Source organism: Streptococcus oralis (assembly GCF_001075875.1).
Taxonomy (GTDB): domain Bacteria; phylum Bacillota; class Bacilli; order Lactobacillales; family Streptococcaceae; genus Streptococcus; species Streptococcus oralis_I.
In genome coordinates this window covers 13,131-33,571 of sequence record NZ_JUOS01000010.1, presented here as the reverse complement: position 1 = coordinate 33,571, position 20,441 = coordinate 13,131, and the positions used below count along the sequence as shown (strand labels likewise).

The 20,441-nt window shown below is 39.6% G+C and carries 16 protein-coding genes, 1 tRNA gene, 1 pseudogene and 1 other annotated feature; of the genes and pseudogenes, 16 read left to right on the top strand and 2 right to left on the bottom strand.

Features of this window, described 5'->3' with window-relative positions:
- Positions 1-4 precede the first annotated feature (4 nt).
- The 13 genes and pseudogenes from ADM33_RS00530 (at position 5) to pyk (ending at position 14,950) form a co-directional block, all read left to right on the top strand.
- Positions 5-556, top strand: a complete 552-nt coding sequence (locus tag ADM33_RS00530) for a DJ-1 family glyoxalase III (protein WP_049502713.1) — start codon at positions 5-7, stop codon at positions 554-556.
- A 105-nt stretch (positions 557-661) separates the two neighbouring features.
- Positions 662-1,225, top strand: coding sequence for an HAD family hydrolase (locus tag ADM33_RS00525; RefSeq protein WP_049502723.1), 564 nt, complete (start codon positions 662-664; stop codon positions 1,223-1,225).
- A gap of 14 nt (positions 1,226-1,239) precedes the next feature.
- Positions 1,240-3,186, top strand: a complete 1,947-nt coding sequence (gyrB, locus tag ADM33_RS00520) for a DNA topoisomerase (ATP-hydrolyzing) subunit B (RefSeq protein WP_049502712.1) — start codon at positions 1,240-1,242, stop codon at positions 3,184-3,186.
- 81 nt (positions 3,187-3,267) lie between these two features.
- Positions 3,268-4,995 (top strand): septation ring formation regulator EzrA, encoded by a 1,728-nt coding sequence (gene ezrA, locus ADM33_RS00515; protein WP_001282633.1) that lies wholly within the window; start codon positions 3,268-3,270, stop codon positions 4,993-4,995.
- 260 nt (positions 4,996-5,255) lie between these two features.
- Positions 5,256-6,647: a peptidoglycan-N-acetylglucosamine deacetylase PgdA gene (gene pgdA / locus ADM33_RS00510; protein WP_049502711.1), complete on the top strand. Its 1,392-nt coding sequence runs from the start codon at positions 5,256-5,258 to the stop codon at positions 6,645-6,647.
- An 87-nt stretch (positions 6,648-6,734) separates the two neighbouring features.
- Positions 6,735-6,865: a sequence feature (ribosomal protein L20 leader region), on the top strand.
- A 15-nt stretch (positions 6,866-6,880) separates the two neighbouring features.
- A complete protein-coding gene (gene infC, locus ADM33_RS00505) occupies positions 6,881-7,411 on the top strand; it encodes a translation initiation factor IF-3 (RefSeq protein WP_000848177.1) in 531 nt (176 codons plus the stop codon).
- 32 nt (positions 7,412-7,443) lie between these two features.
- A complete protein-coding gene (gene rpmI, locus ADM33_RS00500; protein ID WP_001125942.1) occupies positions 7,444-7,644 on the top strand; it encodes a 50S ribosomal protein L35 in 201 nt (66 codons plus the stop codon).
- Between the two features lie 50 nt (positions 7,645-7,694).
- Complete coding sequence (gene rplT, locus ADM33_RS00495) at positions 7,695-8,054, top strand: 50S ribosomal protein L20 (protein WP_000124829.1); 360 nt, start codon at positions 7,695-7,697, stop codon at positions 8,052-8,054.
- A 57-nt stretch (positions 8,055-8,111) separates the two neighbouring features.
- Entirely contained in the window at positions 8,112-8,498 is a 387-nt protein-coding gene (locus ADM33_RS00490; protein WP_049502710.1) for a VOC family protein, read from the top strand.
- 58 nt (positions 8,499-8,556) lie between these two features.
- Positions 8,557-9,062, top strand: a pseudogene (locus tag ADM33_RS11665) (B3/4 domain-containing protein); the annotation flags it as partial.
- A gap of 125 nt (positions 9,063-9,187) precedes the next feature.
- On the top strand, positions 9,188-12,289 hold the full coding sequence (locus tag ADM33_RS00485; RefSeq protein WP_049502709.1) for a DNA polymerase III subunit alpha: 3,102 nt from the start codon (positions 9,188-9,190) through the stop codon (positions 12,287-12,289).
- 81 nt (positions 12,290-12,370) lie between these two features.
- Positions 12,371-13,378 carry a 6-phosphofructokinase gene (gene pfkA / locus ADM33_RS00480; RefSeq protein ID WP_000820873.1) on the top strand — a complete coding sequence of 336 codons (1,008 nt, stop codon included), beginning with the start codon at positions 12,371-12,373 and terminating at the stop codon, positions 13,376-13,378.
- A gap of 66 nt (positions 13,379-13,444) precedes the next feature.
- Positions 13,445-14,950 carry a pyruvate kinase gene (gene pyk, locus ADM33_RS00475; protein WP_049502708.1) on the top strand — a complete coding sequence of 502 codons (1,506 nt, stop codon included), beginning with the start codon at positions 13,445-13,447 and terminating at the stop codon, positions 14,948-14,950.
- A 508-nt stretch (positions 14,951-15,458) separates the two neighbouring features.
- Here pyk and ADM33_RS00470 read toward each other — a convergent pair.
- Together ADM33_RS00470 and ADM33_RS00465 are read right to left on the bottom strand one after the other, a co-directional pair.
- Positions 15,459-15,531: transfer RNA gene (locus tag ADM33_RS00470), tRNA-Thr, on the bottom strand.
- Between the two features lie 122 nt (positions 15,532-15,653).
- Positions 15,654-16,397, bottom strand: coding sequence for a lysophospholipid acyltransferase family protein (locus ADM33_RS00465; RefSeq protein WP_045762901.1), 744 nt, complete (start codon positions 16,395-16,397; stop codon positions 15,654-15,656).
- Positions 16,398-16,529: 132 nt separating this feature from the next.
- On the opposite strand from ADM33_RS00465, the gene ADM33_RS00460 reads away from it, so the two are divergent.
- The 3 genes from ADM33_RS00460 to ADM33_RS00450 all read left to right on the top strand — a co-directional run bounded on the left by ADM33_RS00460 (position 16,530) and on the right by ADM33_RS00450 (position 20,429).
- Entirely contained in the window at positions 16,530-18,866 is a 2,337-nt protein-coding gene (locus ADM33_RS00460; RefSeq protein ID WP_049502707.1) for a cation-translocating P-type ATPase, read from the top strand.
- Positions 18,867-18,967: 101 nt separating this feature from the next.
- Positions 18,968-19,645: a tRNA (adenine(22)-N(1))-methyltransferase gene (locus tag ADM33_RS00455; protein ID WP_007555963.1), complete on the top strand. Its 678-nt coding sequence runs from the start codon at positions 18,968-18,970 to the stop codon at positions 19,643-19,645.
- Positions 19,632-20,429: a Nif3-like dinuclear metal center hexameric protein gene (locus tag ADM33_RS00450; RefSeq protein WP_000647628.1), complete on the top strand. Its 798-nt coding sequence runs from the start codon at positions 19,632-19,634 to the stop codon at positions 20,427-20,429. Before ADM33_RS00455 ends, ADM33_RS00450 begins: the two co-directional genes overlap by 14 nt.
- Positions 20,430-20,441 lie beyond the last annotated feature (12 nt).

Sequence of the window (20,441 nt, the reverse complement as noted above, 5' to 3'; positions counted from 1 at the left end):
AATCATGGCTAAAGTAGCAGTTATCTTAGCAGATGGTTTTGAAGAAATCGAAGCCCTAACAGTTGTGGACGTATTACGTCGTGCCAATATTACTTGTCATATGGTTGGCTTTGAAGCCCGAGTGACGGGATCACATGCCATCCAAGTACAAGCAGATCGAGTGTTTGATGGTGATTTATCTGAGTACGACATGATTGTCTTACCAGGAGGTATGCCCGGTTCAGCTCACTTGCGTGATAATGAGCAATTGATTGCTAAACTTCAAAAATTTGAGCAAGTTGGTAAAAAAGTAGCAGCCATTTGTGCAGCACCAATTGTACTGAATCGAGCCGGTCTCCTCAAGGACAAAGAGTTCACCTGCTATGATGGTGTCCAAGAGCAAATTGCTGATGGTCACTATCGCAAGGAAACAGTAGTTGTCGATGGTCAGTTGACTACCAGTCGCGGTCCAGCAACTGCCCTTGCCTTTGCTTATAACTTAGTAGAACAACTTGGTGGAGATGCAAATGCTTTGAGAGAAGCCATGCTCTATCGTGATGTGTTTGGATTAGATTAACTAAAACGAGAGGAATCTATCAATTAGGGGATTCTTCTCGTTTTTTACTGTTAAAATAGAAGGAAATCGTCGCTTTTTTGATAAAAAAATGCTATAATGAAGGGTATGAAATATCACGATTATATCTGGGATTTAGGTGGGACTTTACTTGATAATTATGAGACTTCGACCGCTGCTTTTGTGGAAACATTAGCTCAATTTGGAATCAAAGAAGAACATGATAAAGTTTACAATGCCTTGAAAGTGTCAACTGCTTTTGCGATTGACCAATTTGCCCCAACAATAGAGCATTTTTTAGAAAAATATAAGGAAAATGAAGCGCGAGAGCTTGAACATCCTGCCTTGTTTGAGGGAGTACCTGCTTTATTGGAGGAAATCTCAGACCAGGGAGGACGGAACTTTTTAGTTTCGCATCGCAATGACCAAGTTTTGGAAATCCTTGAAAAGACTGGAATTGCTGCCTATTTTACAGAAGTAGTAACAGCTAGCTCTGGCTTTAAGAGAAAACCAAATCCAGAGTCTATGATCTATTTGCGAGATAAGTACAAGATAAGCTCAGGCATTGTTATTGGTGATCGACCTATAGATATTGAAGCTGGACAAGCAGCTGGCTTAGCGACGCATCTCTTTGAAAATATCGTGACATTGAGACAAGTATTAGACATGTAAGAAAAAGGAAAAAAATGACAGAAGAAATCAAAAACCAACAGGCACAGGATTATGATGCCAGTCAGATTCAAGTTTTGGAAGGTCTGGAAGCCGTACGTATGCGTCCTGGAATGTATATCGGATCGACTTCAAAAGAAGGTCTTCACCACCTAGTCTGGGAAATCGTTGATAATTCTATCGATGAGGCCTTGGCGGGATTTGCTAGTCATATTCAGGTCTTTATTGAGCCAGATGACTCTATCACGGTTGTCGATGATGGACGTGGTATTCCTGTTGATATCCAAGAAAAGACAGGCCGTCCTGCCGTTGAAACCGTCTTTACCGTTCTACACGCTGGAGGAAAATTTGGCGGTGGCGGATACAAGGTTTCAGGTGGACTCCACGGTGTAGGTTCATCCGTTGTAAATGCCCTCTCAACTCAATTAGATGTTCGCGTTCATAAAAACGGTAAGATTCATTACCAAGAATACCGTCGAGGACATGTTGTTGCTGACCTTGAGGTGATTGGAGATACTGATAAAACAGGTACAACAGTACACTTCACACCAGATCCAGAGATTTTTACAGAAACAACAACCTTTGATTTCGATAAATTAAACAAACGGATTCAAGAGCTAGCCTTCTTGAACCGTGGCCTTCAAATCTCTATCACAGATAAGCGTGAAGGACTTGAACAAACCAAGCATTATCACTACGAAGGTGGGATTGCGAGCTACGTTGAGTACATCAATGAAAACAAGGATGTTATTTTTGAAACCCCAATCTACACAGATGGTGAAATGGATGACATCACAGTCGAAGTCGCTATGCAGTATACAACGGGTTACCATGAAAATGTCATGAGTTTCGCTAACAATATTCATACCCATGAAGGTGGAACCCATGAACAAGGTTTCCGTACAGCCTTGACTCGTGTCATTAACGACTATGCTCGCAAGAACAAACTCCTAAAAGACAATGAAGATAATCTAACAGGTGAGGATGTCCGTGAAGGCTTGACAGCAGTTATCTCTGTCAAGCACCCAAATCCTCAGTTTGAAGGGCAAACCAAGACTAAACTTGGAAATAGTGAAGTTGTGAAGATTACGAATCGTCTCTTTAGTGAAGCTTTTTCAGACTTCCTGATGGAAAATCCACAGATTGCTAAGCGTATCGTAGAAAAAGGGATTTTGGCTGCGAAAGCGCGCGTGGCAGCTAAACGTGCGCGTGAAGTTACCCGTAAGAAGTCAGGCTTAGAAATTTCAAACCTTCCAGGTAAATTGGCAGATTGTTCATCAAACAATCCAGCTGAAACTGAGCTTTTCATCGTCGAAGGAGACTCAGCGGGAGGTTCTGCAAAGTCTGGTCGTGACCGTGAGTTTCAAGCTATCTTACCAATCCGTGGTAAAATCCTTAACGTAGAAAAAGCTAGCATGGATAAGATCCTTGCCAATGAAGAAATTCGCAGTCTCTTCACAGCTATGGGAACTGGCTTTGGTGCGGAATTTGATGTCAGCAAGGCACGTTATCAAAAACTCGTTATCATGACGGATGCCGATGTCGATGGAGCCCATATCCGTACCCTCTTGTTAACCTTGATTTATCGTTATATGAAACCCGTTTTAGAAGCAGGTTATGTTTATATCGCTCAACCACCAATTTACGGTGTTAAGGTCGGTAGTGAAATTAAAGAATACATCCAACCTGGGGCAGATCAAGAAATCCGTCTCCAGGAAGCCTTAGCTCGCTATAGTGAAGGTCGTTCCAAACCAACTATTCAGCGATATAAAGGTCTCGGAGAAATGGATGATCATCAGCTTTGGGAAACAACTATGAATCCTGAACACCGTCTCATGGCACGTGTATCAGTTGATGATGCTGCAGAAGCAGATAAAATCTTTGATATGCTCATGGGTGACCGTGTAGAACCACGTCGAGAATTTATCGAAGAAAATGCTGTTTACAGTACACTTGACGTCTAAAAAAATTTGGAAATAGTTCCCATGGTTTGAAAAATATGATATAATCATTACAATTGTTTCAAGTATAAAAAGGAGTTTGATATGTCTGATAATCTGTTGATTATTACTATGATTGCAATCGCGGCTCTTCTGATTATTGCATATGTTGTGGCAGTTTTGTTACGCAAACGCAATGAAAAGAGGCTCGCAGTATTAGAAGAAAGAAAGGAAGAGTTGTATAACCTTCCAGTTAACGATGAAGTAGAAGCTGTTAAGAATATGCATCTGATTGGTCAAAGTCAGATTGCATTTAGAGAGTGGAATCAAAAATGGGTAGACCTATCACTCAACTCATTTGCAGATATTGAGAATAATCTGTTTGAAGCAGAAGGGTACAATAATTCATTCCGCTTCTTGAAAGCTCAACACAAAATTGATCAAATCGAAAGCCAGATTACCCTTATCGAAGAAGATATTGCTTCCATTCGAAATGCTTTGGCAGATCTAGAAAAACAAGAATCCAAAAATAGTGGTCGTGTCTTGCATGCTTTAGATTTATTTGAAAGCCTACAGAAATCGGTCGTGGAAGATTCTGAGAAATATGGTCAAGCACTCCTTGAAATTGAAAAACAAATTGAGAACATCCAATCAGAATTTTCTCAATTTGTGACTCTAAACTCTTCAGGAGATCCAGTTGAAGCAGCAGGAATTTTGGATAATGCGGAAAACCATATTCTCGCTTTGACACATATCGTAGAGAGAATTCCGGCAATTGTTACTAAACTAACTACTGAACTCCCTGATCAACTTGAAGATCTAGAGGCTGGCTATCGTAAGTTGCTTGATGCCAACTATCACTTTGTAGAAACTGACATTGAATCACGTTTGCAGTTGTTGTATGAAGCCTTGAAAAATAACCAAGAAAATATTAAAAAATTGGAATTGGACAATGCTGAATATGAAAATAATCAGATTCAAGAAGAAATCAATGCTCTCTATAATATTTTCACACGAGAGATTGCTTCTCAAAAAGTTGTTGAAAACTTGTTGTCAACACTTCCAACCTACCTTGACCACTTAAAAGACAATAATCAAGTCTTGGTGAAAGATATCGAGCGTTTGAGCAAGACATACTTGATGGCTGAGAGTGATGTAAATCATGTTCGTCGTCTTCAAGTGGATTTGGATTCCCTAGAACTTACAGTTAGCGATTTGACTTCAGAACAAGAGGAATATTCAGAAGCTTACTCTGTTTTGGAAGAACGTTTAGAAAATGTTCAAGCTACATTAAAAGAAATTGAAGATGATCAAGTTTCAGTGAGCGAACGTTTAGTACAGATTGAAAAAGATGATGTTAATGCTCGTCAAAAGGCAAATGTTTACGTCAACCGCCTCCACACGATTAAGCGCTACATGGAGAAGAGAAATCTTCCAGGAATCCCACAGAACTTCTTGAAATTGTTCTTTGCTGCTAGCCATAGTACTGAGGATTTGATGGCAGAGTTGGAACAGTCACAAGTCAACATTGAGTCTGTTAATCGTATCCTAGAAATCGCATCACATGATATGGAAGTTTTGGAAACAGAAACTTACAGCATTGTGCAATATGCAACCTTGACAGAGCAATTGCTTCAATATTCTAACCGCTACAGATCATTTGATGAAGGGATTCAACAAGCCTTCCATGAATCTTTAGAAATCTTTGAAAATGCCTTTGATTATCAAGCATCTTTCGAAAAGATTTCCCAAGCTTTGGAAGTTGCTGAACCAGGGGTAACAAATCGCTTTGTTTCTTCATATGAAAAAACAAGAGAAATCATTCGATTTTAATCAAGTGAAGGCGGTGGGACAGAAATCGATAGACAAAGTCTTGATTTCGTAGGCCCAGCCCCGCGAAGATGATTAGGAGTTTTTGGAGTCTAAAAGATCAACAAAAAGTCCAATCAGCTACCGCGTCAAAGTTTGATTGCTAATAAAAAATGAGGTAGGGATATTGTCCCAACCTCTTTCTTTTACCTATCTTTTTTGAAAAAATGGACATTTTCCTATTTATCATTGAAATTATAGGCCTGATTTGATATGATAAAACTATGACAAAAAAAAGAACAAACCGAAAAGAAAACGACAAGAAGAGAAGAAATTTGTGGATTATTGTGGGGCTTCTATTCTTCACAATCTTAACATTAGGTGCTGGTATTGCTTATAAAGTCTTGACCAAGCAAGCTTTTGAACAAAAAATTGAAGCACTGAAAAAAGAAAAAGATGATTCCTATTCACAAGGAAGTCAGAAAGATCATTTTCGTAAGGGGCAGGCAGAAATCATCACCTACTATCCTATGACGGGGGACAAGGTGATTACCTCTGTTCAGGATATCATTGTAAAAGATATTACGGATAAGGTAGAAGATAAAGAACATTTGATTTTTTACTACCCTGAAAAAGATTCTTCTTCCATCAAAGGTGTGGAGAGCCATCTTGTAAAAAAACAGGCCTATGACCTGAGTGATTCTACTGTTGTGGAATTAGAAAATATCTCATTAGATCAGCTTTATCTTAAGGAAGATGGGACCCTGTTTACTTTAGATCAGCTCTTTACAGATGCTAGCAAAGCTAAAGAGAAGTTTCTTGAGGATATCAAGTCAACGCTCCAAGATAAAAAGATTGAGCAAACACTTGTAGATCAAGTAATAGCCGATTTTTCAGCTAGCGATTTATCATCTTGGAAGTTTGCTTACAAAGATAGTCAATTGGTTCTTTATCCAATCAAAGCAACCAATAATGTAGAAGAAATAGCTTTGCCTATTTCAGACTTCTTTGATGTTATCCAATCGTCCTATCTAACTGAAAAGGATGCAGAACTTTATAAGAAGGCTCAGGCTGAGAAAAATAAAAAAGTAGTAGCTCTTACCTTTGATGATGGACCGGATGGAAATACAACTCCACAAGCTTTAGATATTCTAGCCAAGTACAAGATCAAAGCAACCTTCTTTGTACAAGGAAAAAATATTGCAGGCAATGAGTCGATTCTTAAACGTATGCAGTCTGAAGGTCATGAAGTTGGAAACCATAGTTGGAATCACCCGGTTTTAACAAAACTGTCATTGGAAGACGCTAAGAAACAGCTTACAGATACCGAAGATGCTATTACAAAAGTTCTTGGCAAAAGCTCTAAATTGATGCGTCCACCATACGGTGCAATCTCAGATGATATTCGCAATAGCCTTGATTTAAGCTTTATCATGTGGGATGTGGATAGTTTGGATTGGAAGAGTAAAAATGAAGCAGCGATTTTGACAGAAATTCAGCGTCAGGTAAGCAATGGATCTATCATTTTGATGCATGATATCCATCAAACATCTGTTAATTCACTACCAAAAGTAATTGAGTATCTACAGGAACAAGGATATAGTTTTGTGACTGTATCAGATCTACTCAACACTCGTTTGAAGCCACATGAGATTTACTATTCTCGTAACCAGTAAGTTCACAGTAGGCAAATATTTAAAAAAATTAAAAAAAGATAGTTTTAATCTTGACAAGTAGGGGAAAACTTGATATCATATAAAAGTTGAGAAAAGCAGAAGTGAGAACTTCTCGCCTTGCGACTAACGTTGTCTGGCCCCTACGGATCAAATTTCAGAAATGAAATACAATCATGTAGTGCGGGTTTGCGTTAGCAAGTCCGCTCTTGTTTTTCTCTAAATTAAAAAAAGAGGTGAAAACCATAGCAAAGCAAGACTTATTCATCAATGATGAAATTCGTGTACGCGAAGTTCGCTTAATCGGTCTTGAAGGTGAGCAATTGGGTATCAAACCACTAAGCGAAGCGCAAGCACTTGCGGACGAAGCTAATGTGGACTTGGTTCTCATTCAACCTCAAGCTAAACCTCCTGTTGCGAAAATTATGGACTACGGTAAGTTCAAATTTGAGTACCAGAAGAAACAAAAAGAGCAACGCAAAAAACAAAGCGTTGTGACCGTGAAAGAAGTTCGTTTGAGCCCAGTTATCGACAAGGGTGATTTCGAAACTAAACTTCGCAATGCTCGCAAGTTCCTTGAAAAAGGAAACAAAGTGAAGGTATCCATTCGCTTTAAGGGGCGTATGATCACCCATAAAGAGATTGGTGCAAAAGTTTTAGCCGAGTTCGCTGAAGCAACTCAAGATATTGCTATCATTGAACAACGTGCTAAAATGGATGGACGCCAAATGTTCATGCAATTGGCGCCAGCAACTGACAAAAAATAATTGTCAGAAAGTTAAATAAAGGAGAAAAAATCATGCCAAAACAAAAAACACACCGCGCATCAGCTAAACGTTTCAAACGTACAGGTTCTGGTGGACTTAAACGTTTCCGTGCTTACACATCTCACCGTTTCCACGGAAAAACTAAAAAACAACGTCGTCATCTTCGTAAAGCATCTATGGTGCATTCAGGAGATTTCAAACGTATCAAAGCAATGCTTACTCGCTTGAAATAATCGCGTATTTGTAAGTAAAGAATTCTAGGAAATATTTGGAGGAAATATAAATGGCACGTGTTAAAGGTGGCGTTGTATCACGCAAACGTCGTAAACGTATTCTTAAATTAGCAAAAGGTTACTATGGAGCTAAACACATCTTGTTCCGTACTGCAAAAGAACAAGTAATGAACTCTTACTACTATGCATACCGTGACCGTCGTCAAAAGAAACGTGACTTCCGTAAATTGTGGATCACACGTATCAATGCGGCAGCTCGTATCAACGGACTTTCATACTCACAATTGATGCATGGTTTGAAATTGGCTGAGATCGAAGTTAACCGTAAAATGCTTGCTGACTTGGCTGTTAACGATGCAGCAGCTTTCGCAGCTCTTGCAGATGCAGCTAAAGCAAAACTTGGTAAATAATTATTCATAAGACTGGTGCAGGTTTGTTCCAGTCTTTTTTAAACAAAGGAGAAAAAAATGGCTTCAAAAATGCTACACACATGCTTACGAGTTGAAAATCTTGAAAAATCAATCGCTTTTTATCAAGATGCTTTTGGTTTTAAGGAATTACGTCGCAAGGACTTTCCAGACTATGCTTTCACTATTGTTTATCTTGGACTTGAAGGTGATGATTATGAGTTAGAGTTGACTTACAACTATGATCACGGACCTTATGTTGTTGGTGACGGTTTTGCTCACATCGCTCTAAGCACACCTGATCTTGAGGCTCTTCACAAAGAACATAGCGTCAAAGGCTACGAAGTGACAGCGCCTAATGGACTTCCAGGGACTCAACCAAACTATTACTTTATCAAAGATCCAGATGGATACAAGGTAGAAGTAATTCGTGAAAATTCATTATAGTTCGTATCGAGTAGCTTGTAGGCTACTCGTTTTTTGTATTTGTAGTAGAATGAAAGAAAAAGAATGGCGTCAGGCATTCACTTAACTCAAAACAAAAAAATGTGCTCGGTTCTTCTATTGAGGCTTTATTAAAACGTGTGAGTCAAGGAAGAGAATTTAATCTAATAAATCATTTGGTAGATATCTATAATAGCTTTTCACTTTCTTACGCAGTTCCTTGTGGGGGAAAAGATTTAGCTAAGATTGTTGGTGACTTCTTGGAAGAGCACGAAGGAATGAATCCTTCTTCCACTAGGGGCTGAAAGTGATGCTCCTGCCTTAGCTGATGAAATGATTTATTTTGATGAACACGGTGCGGTTTGTCGCTGTTAAAATTGGTGTGAACCCCAAAGAACCATGTTAACAGAAGAAACCAAAGATGCTATTTTAGTCATTGAAGCTATCAATGAAGAGCAGGCATCACGAGCTCGAGAAGCAATGCTAGAATTACATACTAAAATTGAGGAATATTTCGGTTTCAGTGGCATGATCAGTCATTTTACAGCTACAAATCCTATCCTATAGGTAGAATAATGAATGGGAATCACGGTTAATTCAACTGTGATTCTTTTTTTCCAAGGGAAGAAAGAAATTGTTTTTCTATTTTCTAAAATGGTATAATATAAGAAGAAAAAGGGAGGTGATAGCGAGTGATTGCACAACTTGATACAAAAACGGTTTATAGTTTCATGGAGAGTATGATTTCCATTCAGAAGTATGTTGACAAGGGAAAAGCATACGGCTACACAGTACTTGGAATCATGGATATTGACAATCTCTATGGGGCTTATTATTTTATCAAAGAGTGCCAAAAACAGGGGATTCAGCCCTTATTAGGTCTTGAGATGACAGTTCATCATAAGGAGGAAATCGTCAACCTCCGATTTTTAGCCTTGTCAAATCATGGCTATCGAAATCTCATGAAGATTTCGACTCTAAAAATGACAGGTAAAAAGGAATGGACTGATTTTTCTCCTTATCTAGAGGATGTTTGTGTTATTGTTCCCTATTATTCTGCAATTGATTCCTTGGACTTAGGGCATGACTATTATATCGGAGTATATCCAGATACACCTCAGTCGAATTTTTCTCAACCCATCCTCCCACTTTATCGTGTTAATTCCTTCGAATCTGAGGATTTAGAAACGCTTCAAATGCTCAAGGCGATTAAGGAAAATGTGACCTTGCGAGAGGTAGATGTTCAATCTCAACAAGGCATGTTTTTACCTACTGATCGCTTAGAGCAAGTATTTCAAGAAAAGTTTCCGCAAGTCTTAGAAAATCTTTCTGAACTGATTGGAGCAACTACTTATGAGATTGATAGTAGTCTCAAGCTTCCACGTTTCAATCCAGAGCGTCCTGCTGTTGAAGAGTTGCGCGAAAGAGCTATTAAGGGCTTGGAACAGAAAGGCTTACTCGATTCGGTTTATCAGGAACGTTTGGAAGAAGAACTATCTGTGATTCATGACATGGGCTTCGATGACTATTTCTTGGTTGTCTGGGATCTCTTACGTTTCGGTCGGTCTCAAGGTTATTACATGGGGATGGGACGCGGGTCTGCAGTTGGAAGTCTAGTGGCCTATGCCTTAAATATTACTGGTATTGATCCTGTAGCTAAGAATCTTATCTTTGAGCGCTTTTTAAATCGTGAACGCTATACCATGCCTGATATCGATATTGATATTCCTGATATCTATCGTCCTGAATTTATCCGCTATGTTCGTGACCGTTATGGTAGTATTCACGCTGCTCAGATAGTCACCTACTCGACTTTTGGTGCCAAACAGGCTATCCGAGATGTTTTTAAACGGTATGGTGTTCCCGAGTACGAGTTGACATCCATAACCAAGAAAATTGGTTTCAAAGATACCTTGACAAGCGCCTATGAAGGCAATCTAGGATTTAGACAACTGATTCAAAGTAAGATTGAGTACCAAAAGGCTTTTGAAATTGCCAAAAAGATAGAAGGCTATCCTCGACAGACCTCTATCCACGCTGCTGGTGTCGTGATTAGTGATAAAAATCTAACGGATTATATCCCTCTTAAGTATGGTGAGGATATGCTCATTACCCAGTATGATGCTCATGGAGTTGAAGGAAATGGCTTGCTCAAGATGGATTTCTTGGGCTTACGAAACCTAACTTTTGCTCAAAAAATGCAGGAGCTCTTATTTGAAACTCAAGGAATTCAGTTAAGGATTGAGGAAATTGACCTTGAGGATAGGGAAACTTTAGCCCTCTTTGCAGCTGGGAAGACCAAGGGGATCTTTCAGTTTGAACAACCTGGTGCTATTCGCTTATTAAAGCGCGTGAAACCAGAAAGCTTTGAAGAAGTAGTGGCAACGACTTCCCTCAACAGACCGGGAGCGAGTGACTATATCGACAACTTTGTGGCTCGAAAACATGGTAAAGAAAAGGTAACAGTTCTGGACCCAGTTTTGGAAGATATTCTGGCTCCAACCTATGGCATTATGCTTTACCAAGAACAGGTGATGCAAGTGGCACAGCGTTACGCTGGTTTCAGCCTTGGGAAGGCCGACATTTTACGTCGTGCTATGGGGAAAAAGAATGCGGCCAAGATGCACCGAATGGAGGAGAGTTTTATCCAAGGTGCACTCGAAAAAGGTCATGGAAAGGAACAGGCTCAGCAGGTTTTTGCTGTCATGGAAAAATTTGCTGGTTATGGTTTCAACCGATCACATGCTTATGCTTATGCGGCTTTAGCTTTTCAACTTGCTTACTTTAAAACACATTACCCAGAAATCTTTTATCAAGTTATGCTTAACTATGCCAGTGGAGATTATATTCTCGATGCGCTTGAAATGGGCTTTGAACTGACACCACTCTCTATCAATACAATCCCATATCAGGATAAATTGACAGACAAGACTATTTACTTGGGACTTAAGAGTATCAAGGGGATGCCTCGAGATTTTGCCTATTGGATTTTAGAGAATCGTCCTTTTAGTAGTGTCGAAGATTTTGTCACTCGCTTGCCTAAAAATTATCAGAAGTTGAGTCTTTTAACTCCCCTAGTCGAGATTGGTTTATTCGATAGTTTTGAAAAAAATCGCCAAAAAATCTTATCCAATTTACCTACTTTGTTTATTTTTGTGGAAGAATTGGGTAGTTTATTTGCAGATAATAGCTACAATTGGCTTGAGAGTGAGGATTTTACGCAAGTCGAGAAGTTTCGTAAGGAACAGGAGTGGCTTGGAGTTGGTATCAGTCCGCATCCCTTACTGGTTTTAGCAAAGAATCCCCTCTATCCAATTGTGAGTTTGTCTGAACTATCTGAAGGACAGACAGCTACAGTACTCGTTGAGATACAGTCTATCCGAGTAATCAGAACTAAAAAAGGTGAAAATATGGCCTTTTTGAAAGTTAGTGATAGCAAATCAAATTTGGAAGTTACTGTTTTTTCTGACCAGTACCGCCAATTTAACAATCTCTTACATGAAGGAAGATTTTACTACCTTAATGGAAAAGTGCAGGCAAGAGACGGTCGCCTTCAGTTAGTATTAAATAATCTAAAAGAAGCAGTGAGTGAACGATTTTGGATTCAGGCTGCTGATCATGAACATGATTCTGAAATTTATCATATTTTAGAACAATACAAGGGACAAATTCCAGTCATTATTCGCTACGAAAATGAACAAAAAAATGTTCTTTTGCCGGGTTATTTTGTTGCAAAAGATGTTAGTTTGCAGGAATCTTTGAGTCAAATAACTATGAAAACGATTTATCGTTAAAAATCAATGAAAATAAAAGAATTTTAACTTTAATTATGGTATAATCAGTTAGAATGTTAAAAGAAAAAGGAGCAAAACCAAATGAAACGTATTGCTGTTTTGACTAGTGGTGGAGACGCCCCTGGTATGAATGCTGCCATCCGTGCAGTAGTTCGTCAAGCAATCTCAGAAGGAATGGAAGTTTTTGGTATCTATGATGGATACGCAGGTATGGTTGCCGGCGAAATTTATCCACTTGATGCTGCTTCAGTGGGAGACATCATTTCACGTGGTGGTACTTTCCTTCACTCTGCTCGTTATCCTGAGTTTGCAAAACTCGAAGGCCAACTTAAAGGGATTGAGCAGTTGAAAAAACACGGTATCGAAGGTGTCGTGGTTATCGGTGGTGACGGTTCTTATCACGGAGCTATGCGCTTGACTGAGCATGGGTTCCCTGCTATCGGACTTCCAGGAACAATCGATAACGATATCGTAGGTACTGATTTCACAATCGGATTTGATACTGCAGTTACAACTGCAATGGATGCCATCGATAAGATTCGTGATACCTCATCAAGTCACCGTCGTACTTTCGTAGTTGAAGTTATGGGACGTAATGCTGGAGATATCGCTCTTTGGGCTGGTATTGCCACTGGTGCTGATGAAATTATCATCCCTGAAGAAGGCTTCAAGATGGAAGACATCGTAGCAAGTATCAAAGCTGGATATGAACACGGTAAGAAACACAACATTATCGTTTTGGCAGAAGGTGTTATGTCAGCGGCTGAATTTGGTCAAAAACTAAAAGAAGCTGGAGATACAAGCGACCTTCGTGTAACTGAACTTGGTCATATCCAACGTGGTGGATCTCCAACTGCTCGTGACCGTGTATTGGCGTCACGTATGGGAGCACACGCTGTTAAACTTCTTAAACAAGGAATCGGTGGTGTCGCTGTTGGTATCCGTAACGAGAAAATGGTTGAAAATCCAATTCTTGGAACTGCAGAAGAAGGAGCTTTGTTTAGCCTAACAGCTGATGGTAAGATTGTTGTTAACAACCCTCATAAAGCTGACCTTGAACTTTCTGCTTTGAACAAGAGCTTGTCATAATCAACTTTAACTAAACTGGTAAAATGACCATAAAAGGTCAAATTATATAAAGGAGTCACAAAAATCATGAACAAACGTGTAAAAATCGTTGCAACTTTGGGTCCTGCGGTAGAAATCCGTGGTGGTAAAAAATTTGGTGATGACGGATACTGGGGTGAAAAACTTGACGTTGAAGCTTCAGCTAAAAACATTGCTCAATTGATTGAAGCAGGAGCTAACACTTTCCGTTTCAACTTCTCACACGGTGACCACCAAGAACAAGGTGACCGTATGGCAACTGTTAAACTTGCAGAAAAACTTGCAGGTAAAAAAGTTGGTTTCCTTCTTGACACTAAAGGACCAGAAATCCGTACTGAATTGTTTGAAGGTGAAGCTAAAGAGTACTCATACAAAACTGGTGAAAAAATCCGTGTTGCAACTAAACAAGGAATCAAATCAACTCGTGAAGTGATTGCTTTGAACGTTGCTGGAGCTCTTGACATCTATGATGACGTTGAAGTTGGTCGCCAAGTATTGGTTGACGATGGTAAACTTGGTCTTCGTGTTGTAGAAAAAGACGATGCAACTCGTGAATTTGTCGTTGAAGTTGAAAACGACGGTGTAATCGCTAAACAAAAAGGTGTAAACATCCCTAACACTAAAATTCCTTTCCCAGCTCTTGCTGAACGTGATAACGCTGATATCCGCTTCGGTCTTGAACAAGGTATCAACTTCATCGCGATCTCATTCGTACGTACTGCAAAAGACGTTAACGAAGTTCGTGCAATCTGTGAAGAAACTGGTAACGGTCACGTTCAATTGTTCGCTAAAATCGAAAACCAACAAGGTATCGATAACTTGGACGAAATCATTGAAGCTGCTGATGGTATCATGATCGCTCGTGGTGACATGGGTATCGAAGTACCATTTGAAATGGTTCCAGTTTACCAAAAAATGATCATCACTAAAGTGAACGCTGCTGGTAAAGTTGTTATCACTGCAACAAACATGCTTGAAACAATGACTGAAAAACCACGTGCAACTCGTTCAGAAGTATCAGACGTATTTAACGCTGTTATCGACGGAACTGATGCTACAATGCTTTCAGGTGAGTCAGCAAATGGTAAATACCCACTTGAGTCTGTTCGTACAATGGCAACTATCGATAAGAACGCTCAAACTCTTCTTAACGAATACGGACGTTTGAACTCAGATTCATTTGAACGTAACTCTAAGACAGAAGTTATGGCTTCAGCAGTTAAAGACGCTACAAACTCAATGGACATCAAATTGGTTGTAACTCTTACTAAGACTGGTCACACAGCACGTTTGATCTCTAAATATCGTCCAAATGCTGATATCTTGGCATTGACATTTGACGAATTGACAGAACGTGGATTGATGTTGAACTGGGGTGTTATCCCAATGTTGACAGAAGCTCCATCATCAACTGATGACATGTTTGAAATTGCAGAACGTAAAGCAGTTGAAGCAGGTCTTGTACAATCTGGTGACGATATCGTTATCGTTGCAGGTGTGCCAGTTGGAGAAGCAGTTCGTACTAACACAATGCGTATCCGCACTGTACGTTAATCTAATATTAAAAAACCTATCATATCAAGCTTTATAGCTTGTGTGATAGGTCTTTTTTTGTGACGAGGGGCAAAATATATCATTTTCCTTTCAATGCTAAGGTATATAATACAGTTTGCCCTGTAACTTTTGCTGTAATTATAGATAGCAATGGTCATCTTAGTATCTTTTTGTCTAAATCTAGCTAGGATTTTTTGGATAATAAGTCTATAAGTGTTTGATTGTTGCTTGAGCTTATTGCTATTTGGACAGAAAGGATTGCTAAAAGATAGGAGTTAATAGTGTTTAGGAAAATAAAAAAAGCTCTCTGGAAAAACCAGAAAGCCTGAGAGGCATCTCCATGTGAGAAATTGGTTCACACAATTTCTCAAGGTCCGCTCCTGCGTTATGACCTCCTTTGCTCAATAGTAGCTCTCGCTACATATCGACTCATCGCAAGTTTTATTTTACTATAAGGACAATAAAATGTCAATAAAAAAAGTTCCTATACCAAGGAACTGATGAACAATGCTAATTGCCGGGATCGAACCGGCGACCTCATCCTTACCATGGATGCGCTCTGCCTACTGAGCTAAATCAGCTTACTTAAAAAGTATACTATAGAATCAAATCTTTGTCAATAAAATGTTTTATTTAAAAGTAATCAGATGTCAGTCAAACTAAAATGGCTTAAGAGAATATCCCTCAGCCATTTTATTCTAACCTAATTGATTTTGTTTTTTTCTGGATTCCAGATAAAACTTGCGATAAAGCTAAAGATGATGGTAATAATCGCAACTAAGACAGCAAGAATCAGTGCTGGTATGCGAATAAACCACCACAAAGGATTTGGTTTTTTGTTATCGTGCCATTGTTTTGTTTCCTCATCCAGACGTTGGAATTCTGATTGGATACGTTCAGCAACCATCTCAATTCCTTCATCATTCATTTTCTTAATGTCTGAGATATCGATAGGATTTCCGAAGTTCATATCGACACGTTCACGACTGATGAGTCCTTTTAAGGTCATTGGACCAGTGTAAGTAACTGGCATGATGCGAACCTTGGCCATTTTAGCAATCAGAGCTACGCCACCTTTGACATCGTTAGAATGACGACTACCGCTTGGAAACATGATGAGAGATCGGTCGCTCTTTTTAAGAACATTAATAGGGTATTTGATAGCCGAAGCGCTAGGATTCTCCCGATCAATAGGAAAGGCACCACACATACGGATCCACCAACCAAAGATTCGATTAGAGAACAGTTCCTTTTTAGCCATAAAAACAAACTGTTTCGGTTTGGTCGCAAATGCCATGTAGACAGGATCCCACCAAGTACGATGGGGAGCAACTAGGATATAGTTTTCATCTTGACTCGGAATTTTATCCGTATTATGATAATGAGCATTACCGTTGATAGACCAGAGAATCAACATAACCAGTCCACGAAGATAAGTATAAAACATGGTGTCTCCTTCAATTTTCTTTCTTTTATTATACCTTATCATTGTAGGACAAGCAAATGTTTTTTTGTTTAGGCGGAATTGCTCTTCATATGAAATTAGAATTATTCAAAAAAAAATGATATGATAGAGATTATGGATAAAAATAAAATTATAGGCTTAAGCCAATCAGAAGTTAATGAACGTCAGAAACAGGGACAGGTCAATGATTTCAAAGCATCAGCTAGTACCAGTACTTGGCAGATTGTAAAACGAAATGTCTTTACTCTCTTTAATGCTTTAAACTTTGCTATTGCATTAGCGCTCGCTTTTGTTCAAGCCTGGAGCAACCTGGTTTTCTTTGCGGTTATCTGTTTTAATGCTTTTTCAGGAATTGTAACCGAGCTACGTGCCAAACATATGGTAGATAAACTCAATCTCTTGAATAAAGAAAAGATTACCACTATCCGTGATGGACAAGAGATTGCTTTGAATCCAGAAGAGCTTGTTTTGGATGATGTGATTCGCTTGTCTGCAGGGGATCAAATTCCAAGTGATGCGATTGTATTAGAAGGTTTTGCAGAAGTCAATGAAGCCATGTTAACGGGCGAGAGCGACTTGGTGCAAAAAGAAGTAGAAGACTTAATGTTGTCAGGTAGTTTTCTTGCCAGTGGTTCTGTCCTCGCTCAGGTTCATCATGTAGGAGCAGATAACTATGCAGCTAAACTCATGCTTGAAGCTAAGACAGTTAAACCAATCAATTCTCGTATCATGAAATCGCTAGACCAGCTAGCAGGCTTTACTGGAAAAATCATCATTCCATTTGGAATTGCTCTTTTGCTTGAAGCTTTGGTCTTGAAAGGTTTACCACTGAAGTCTTCTGTAGTGAATTCCTCTACAGCTCTTTTGGGAATGTTGCCTAAGGGGATTGCCCTCTTGACCATTACCTCTCTTTTAACCGCTGTTATCAAGCTTGGTTTGAAGAAGGTCTTGGTGCAGGAGATGTACTCTGTTGAAACCCTTGCGCGCGTGGATATGCTCTGCTTGGATAAGACAGGTACCATCACCCAAGGTAAGATGCAGGTTGAGACTGTTCTTCCTCTGACCCAGGCTTTTGATAAAGATGCTATTGCTAAAATACTAACCAGCTATATGGCTAACAGTGAGGATAAAAATCCAACTGCTCAAGCTATTCGAAAGCGTTTTGTGGGAGAGGTAGTTTATCCGATGATTTCTAGTTTTCCATTTTCAAGCGATCGAAAATGGGGAGCCATGGAGTTGGAAGGTCTAGGAACTGTTTTCCTAGGTGCACCGGAGATGTTGTTGGATGCTGAAGTTCCTGAAGCTAGAGAAGCTCTTGAACGAGGATCTCGTGTCTTGGTGTTAGCGCTCAGTCAAGAAAAACTTGACCATCACAAGCCGCAAAAGCCATCTGATATTCAGGCTTTGGCTTTGCTTGAGATTCTAGATCCAATCCGAGAAGGGGCAGCTGAAACGCTAGACTATCTTCGTTCTCAGGAAGTGGGGCTGAAAATTATCTCTGGTGATAATCCAGTTACCGTTTCAAGTATTGCTCAAAAAGCTGGCTTTGCAGACTATCAGAGCTATGTAGATTGTTCGAAAATTAATGATGAAGAATTGATAGCCATGGCTGAGGAAACAGCCATTTTCGGACGTGTCTCGCCTCATCAAAAGAAACTCATCATCCAAACTCTGAAAAAAGCAGGACATACTACAGCAATGACAGGGGATGGTGTCAATGATATCCTAGCTCTCCGTGAGGCAGACTGTTCCATTGTTATGGCTGAAGGAGACCCAGCAACTCGTCAGATTGCAAATCTGGTCCTCTTGAATTCAGATTTCAATGATGTTCCTGAGATTCTTTTTGAAGGACGTCGTGTGGTCAATAATATTGCCCACATTGCTCCGATTTTCTTGATTAAGACAATCTATTCCTTCTTGTTAGCAGTTATCTGTATTGCCAGTGCTTTGTTGGGACGTACTGAATGGATTTTGATTTTCCCATTCATTCCCATTCAGATTACCATGATTGACCAGTTCGTGGAAGGATTCCCACCGTTCGTATTGACCTTTGAACGAAATATTAAACCTGTGGAACAAAACTTTCTCAGAAAATCCATGCTCCGTGCTTTACCAAGTGCCTTGATGGTAGTCTTTAGTGTTCTCTTTATTAAAATTTTTGGAACCAGTCAAGGCTGGTCAGCCATTGAAATTTCGACACTTTTGTATTATCTGTTGGCATCGATTGGTTTCATGTCTGTAGTTAGAGCCTGCTTGCCATTTAGCCTGTGGCGTGTCCTCTTGATTATTTGGTCAGTTGGTGGCTTCCTTGGAACGGCTCTATTCCCAAGAATCCAAAAACTACTTGAAATTTCAACACTGACAGGACAAACATTACCTGTCTATGGCATCATGATGCTCATCTTTACTGTGATTTTCATCCTGACAAGTCGTTATCAAGCTAGAAGATAAAGAAAGGCTGCAATCCATGATTGCGGTCTTTTTTAGGTACAGGATTGCTAGACAAAATATGGTATAATAAAGAGAAATAGACTTTTGGAAAGTGAGAGAAAATGATTTCGAAGAGATTAGAAATGGTAGCTTCTTTTGTACCTCAAGGAGCCGTTTTACTGGACGTCGGGAGTGATCATGCTTATCTACCCATTGAATTGGTTGAAAAAGGTCACATCGATCGTGCCATTGCAGGAGAGGTTGTAGAAGGTCCCTATCAATCTGCAGTTACAAATGTTAAAAGTCATGGTTTAACTGAGAAAATTCAGGTTCGTTTAGCCAATGGTTTAGCAGCATTTGAAGAAAGTGATCTGGTATCTGTCATCACTATTGCTGGAATGGGTGGCCGTTTGATTGCTACGATTTTGGAAGACGGATTAGACAAACTTGCTACTGTTGAGCGTTTGATTCTTCAACCCAATAATCGAGAAGACGAGTTGCGTTCTTGGTTACAAGAACATGGTTTTCAAATCATAGCAGAAAGTATTCTAGAAGAAGCTGGGAAATTCTACGAGATCATAGTTGCAGAAGCTGGTAAAATGAATCTATCAGCAACTGATGTCCGCTTTGGTCCATTCTTGTCCAAAGAAGTCAGTCCAGTCTTCGTCCAAAAATGGCAAAAAGAAGTTGCTAAGCTTGAGTTTGCCCTTAGTCAAATTCCAGAAAAAAATCAAGAAGAACGTCAAGTTCTAGCAGAAAAAATTCAAGCCATCAAGGAGGTGCACCATGAAAGCAAGTGAAGTGATTAAGCGTTATGAAGCCTATTGCCCACAAGAATTTTCTATGGAAGGGGATAGTCGTGGTCTGCAAATTGGCACCCTAGACAAGGAAATTCAAAAGGTCATGGTTGCTCTTGATATCCGTGAAGAGACAGTCGCTGAAGCTATTGACAAGGGTGTTGATCTGATTATCGTTAAGCACGCCCCTATCTTTCGTCCAATCAAGGACTTGGTAGCTAGTCGTCCTCAAAATCAGATTTATATCAATCTCATCAAGCACGATATCGCTGTCTACGTCAGTCATACTAATATTGATATTGTTGAAAATAGTCTCAATGACTGGTTCTGCCAACTGTTAGATATTAAAGATACAACCTATATACAAGAAACAGGTCCTGAACGTGGGATTGGCCGTATTGGAACGATTAGACCTCAAAAATTTAAGGAATTTGCTGACCATGTTAAGGAAGTCTTTGGTCTAGATAGCCTTCGTATGGTGTATTATCAAGAGAAGGATTTGCAAAAGACAATCTCAAGAGTGGCTATCTGTGGTGGCAGTGGGCAATCTTTCTATTCTGATGCTTTAGCAAAAGGAGCAGATCTTTATATCACTGGTGATATTTATTATCATACTGCCCAAGATATGCTGTCAGATGGTTTATTAGCTTTGGATCCAGGACACTATATCGAAGTGCTTTTTGTGGAAAGAATTGCAGCGCTCTTGAACGAATGGAAGGAAGAGAATGCTTGGTCGCTAGAAGTAGTCGCAAGTCAGGCTTCTACCAATCCATTCCATCATATCTAGTTAGAAGGTAAA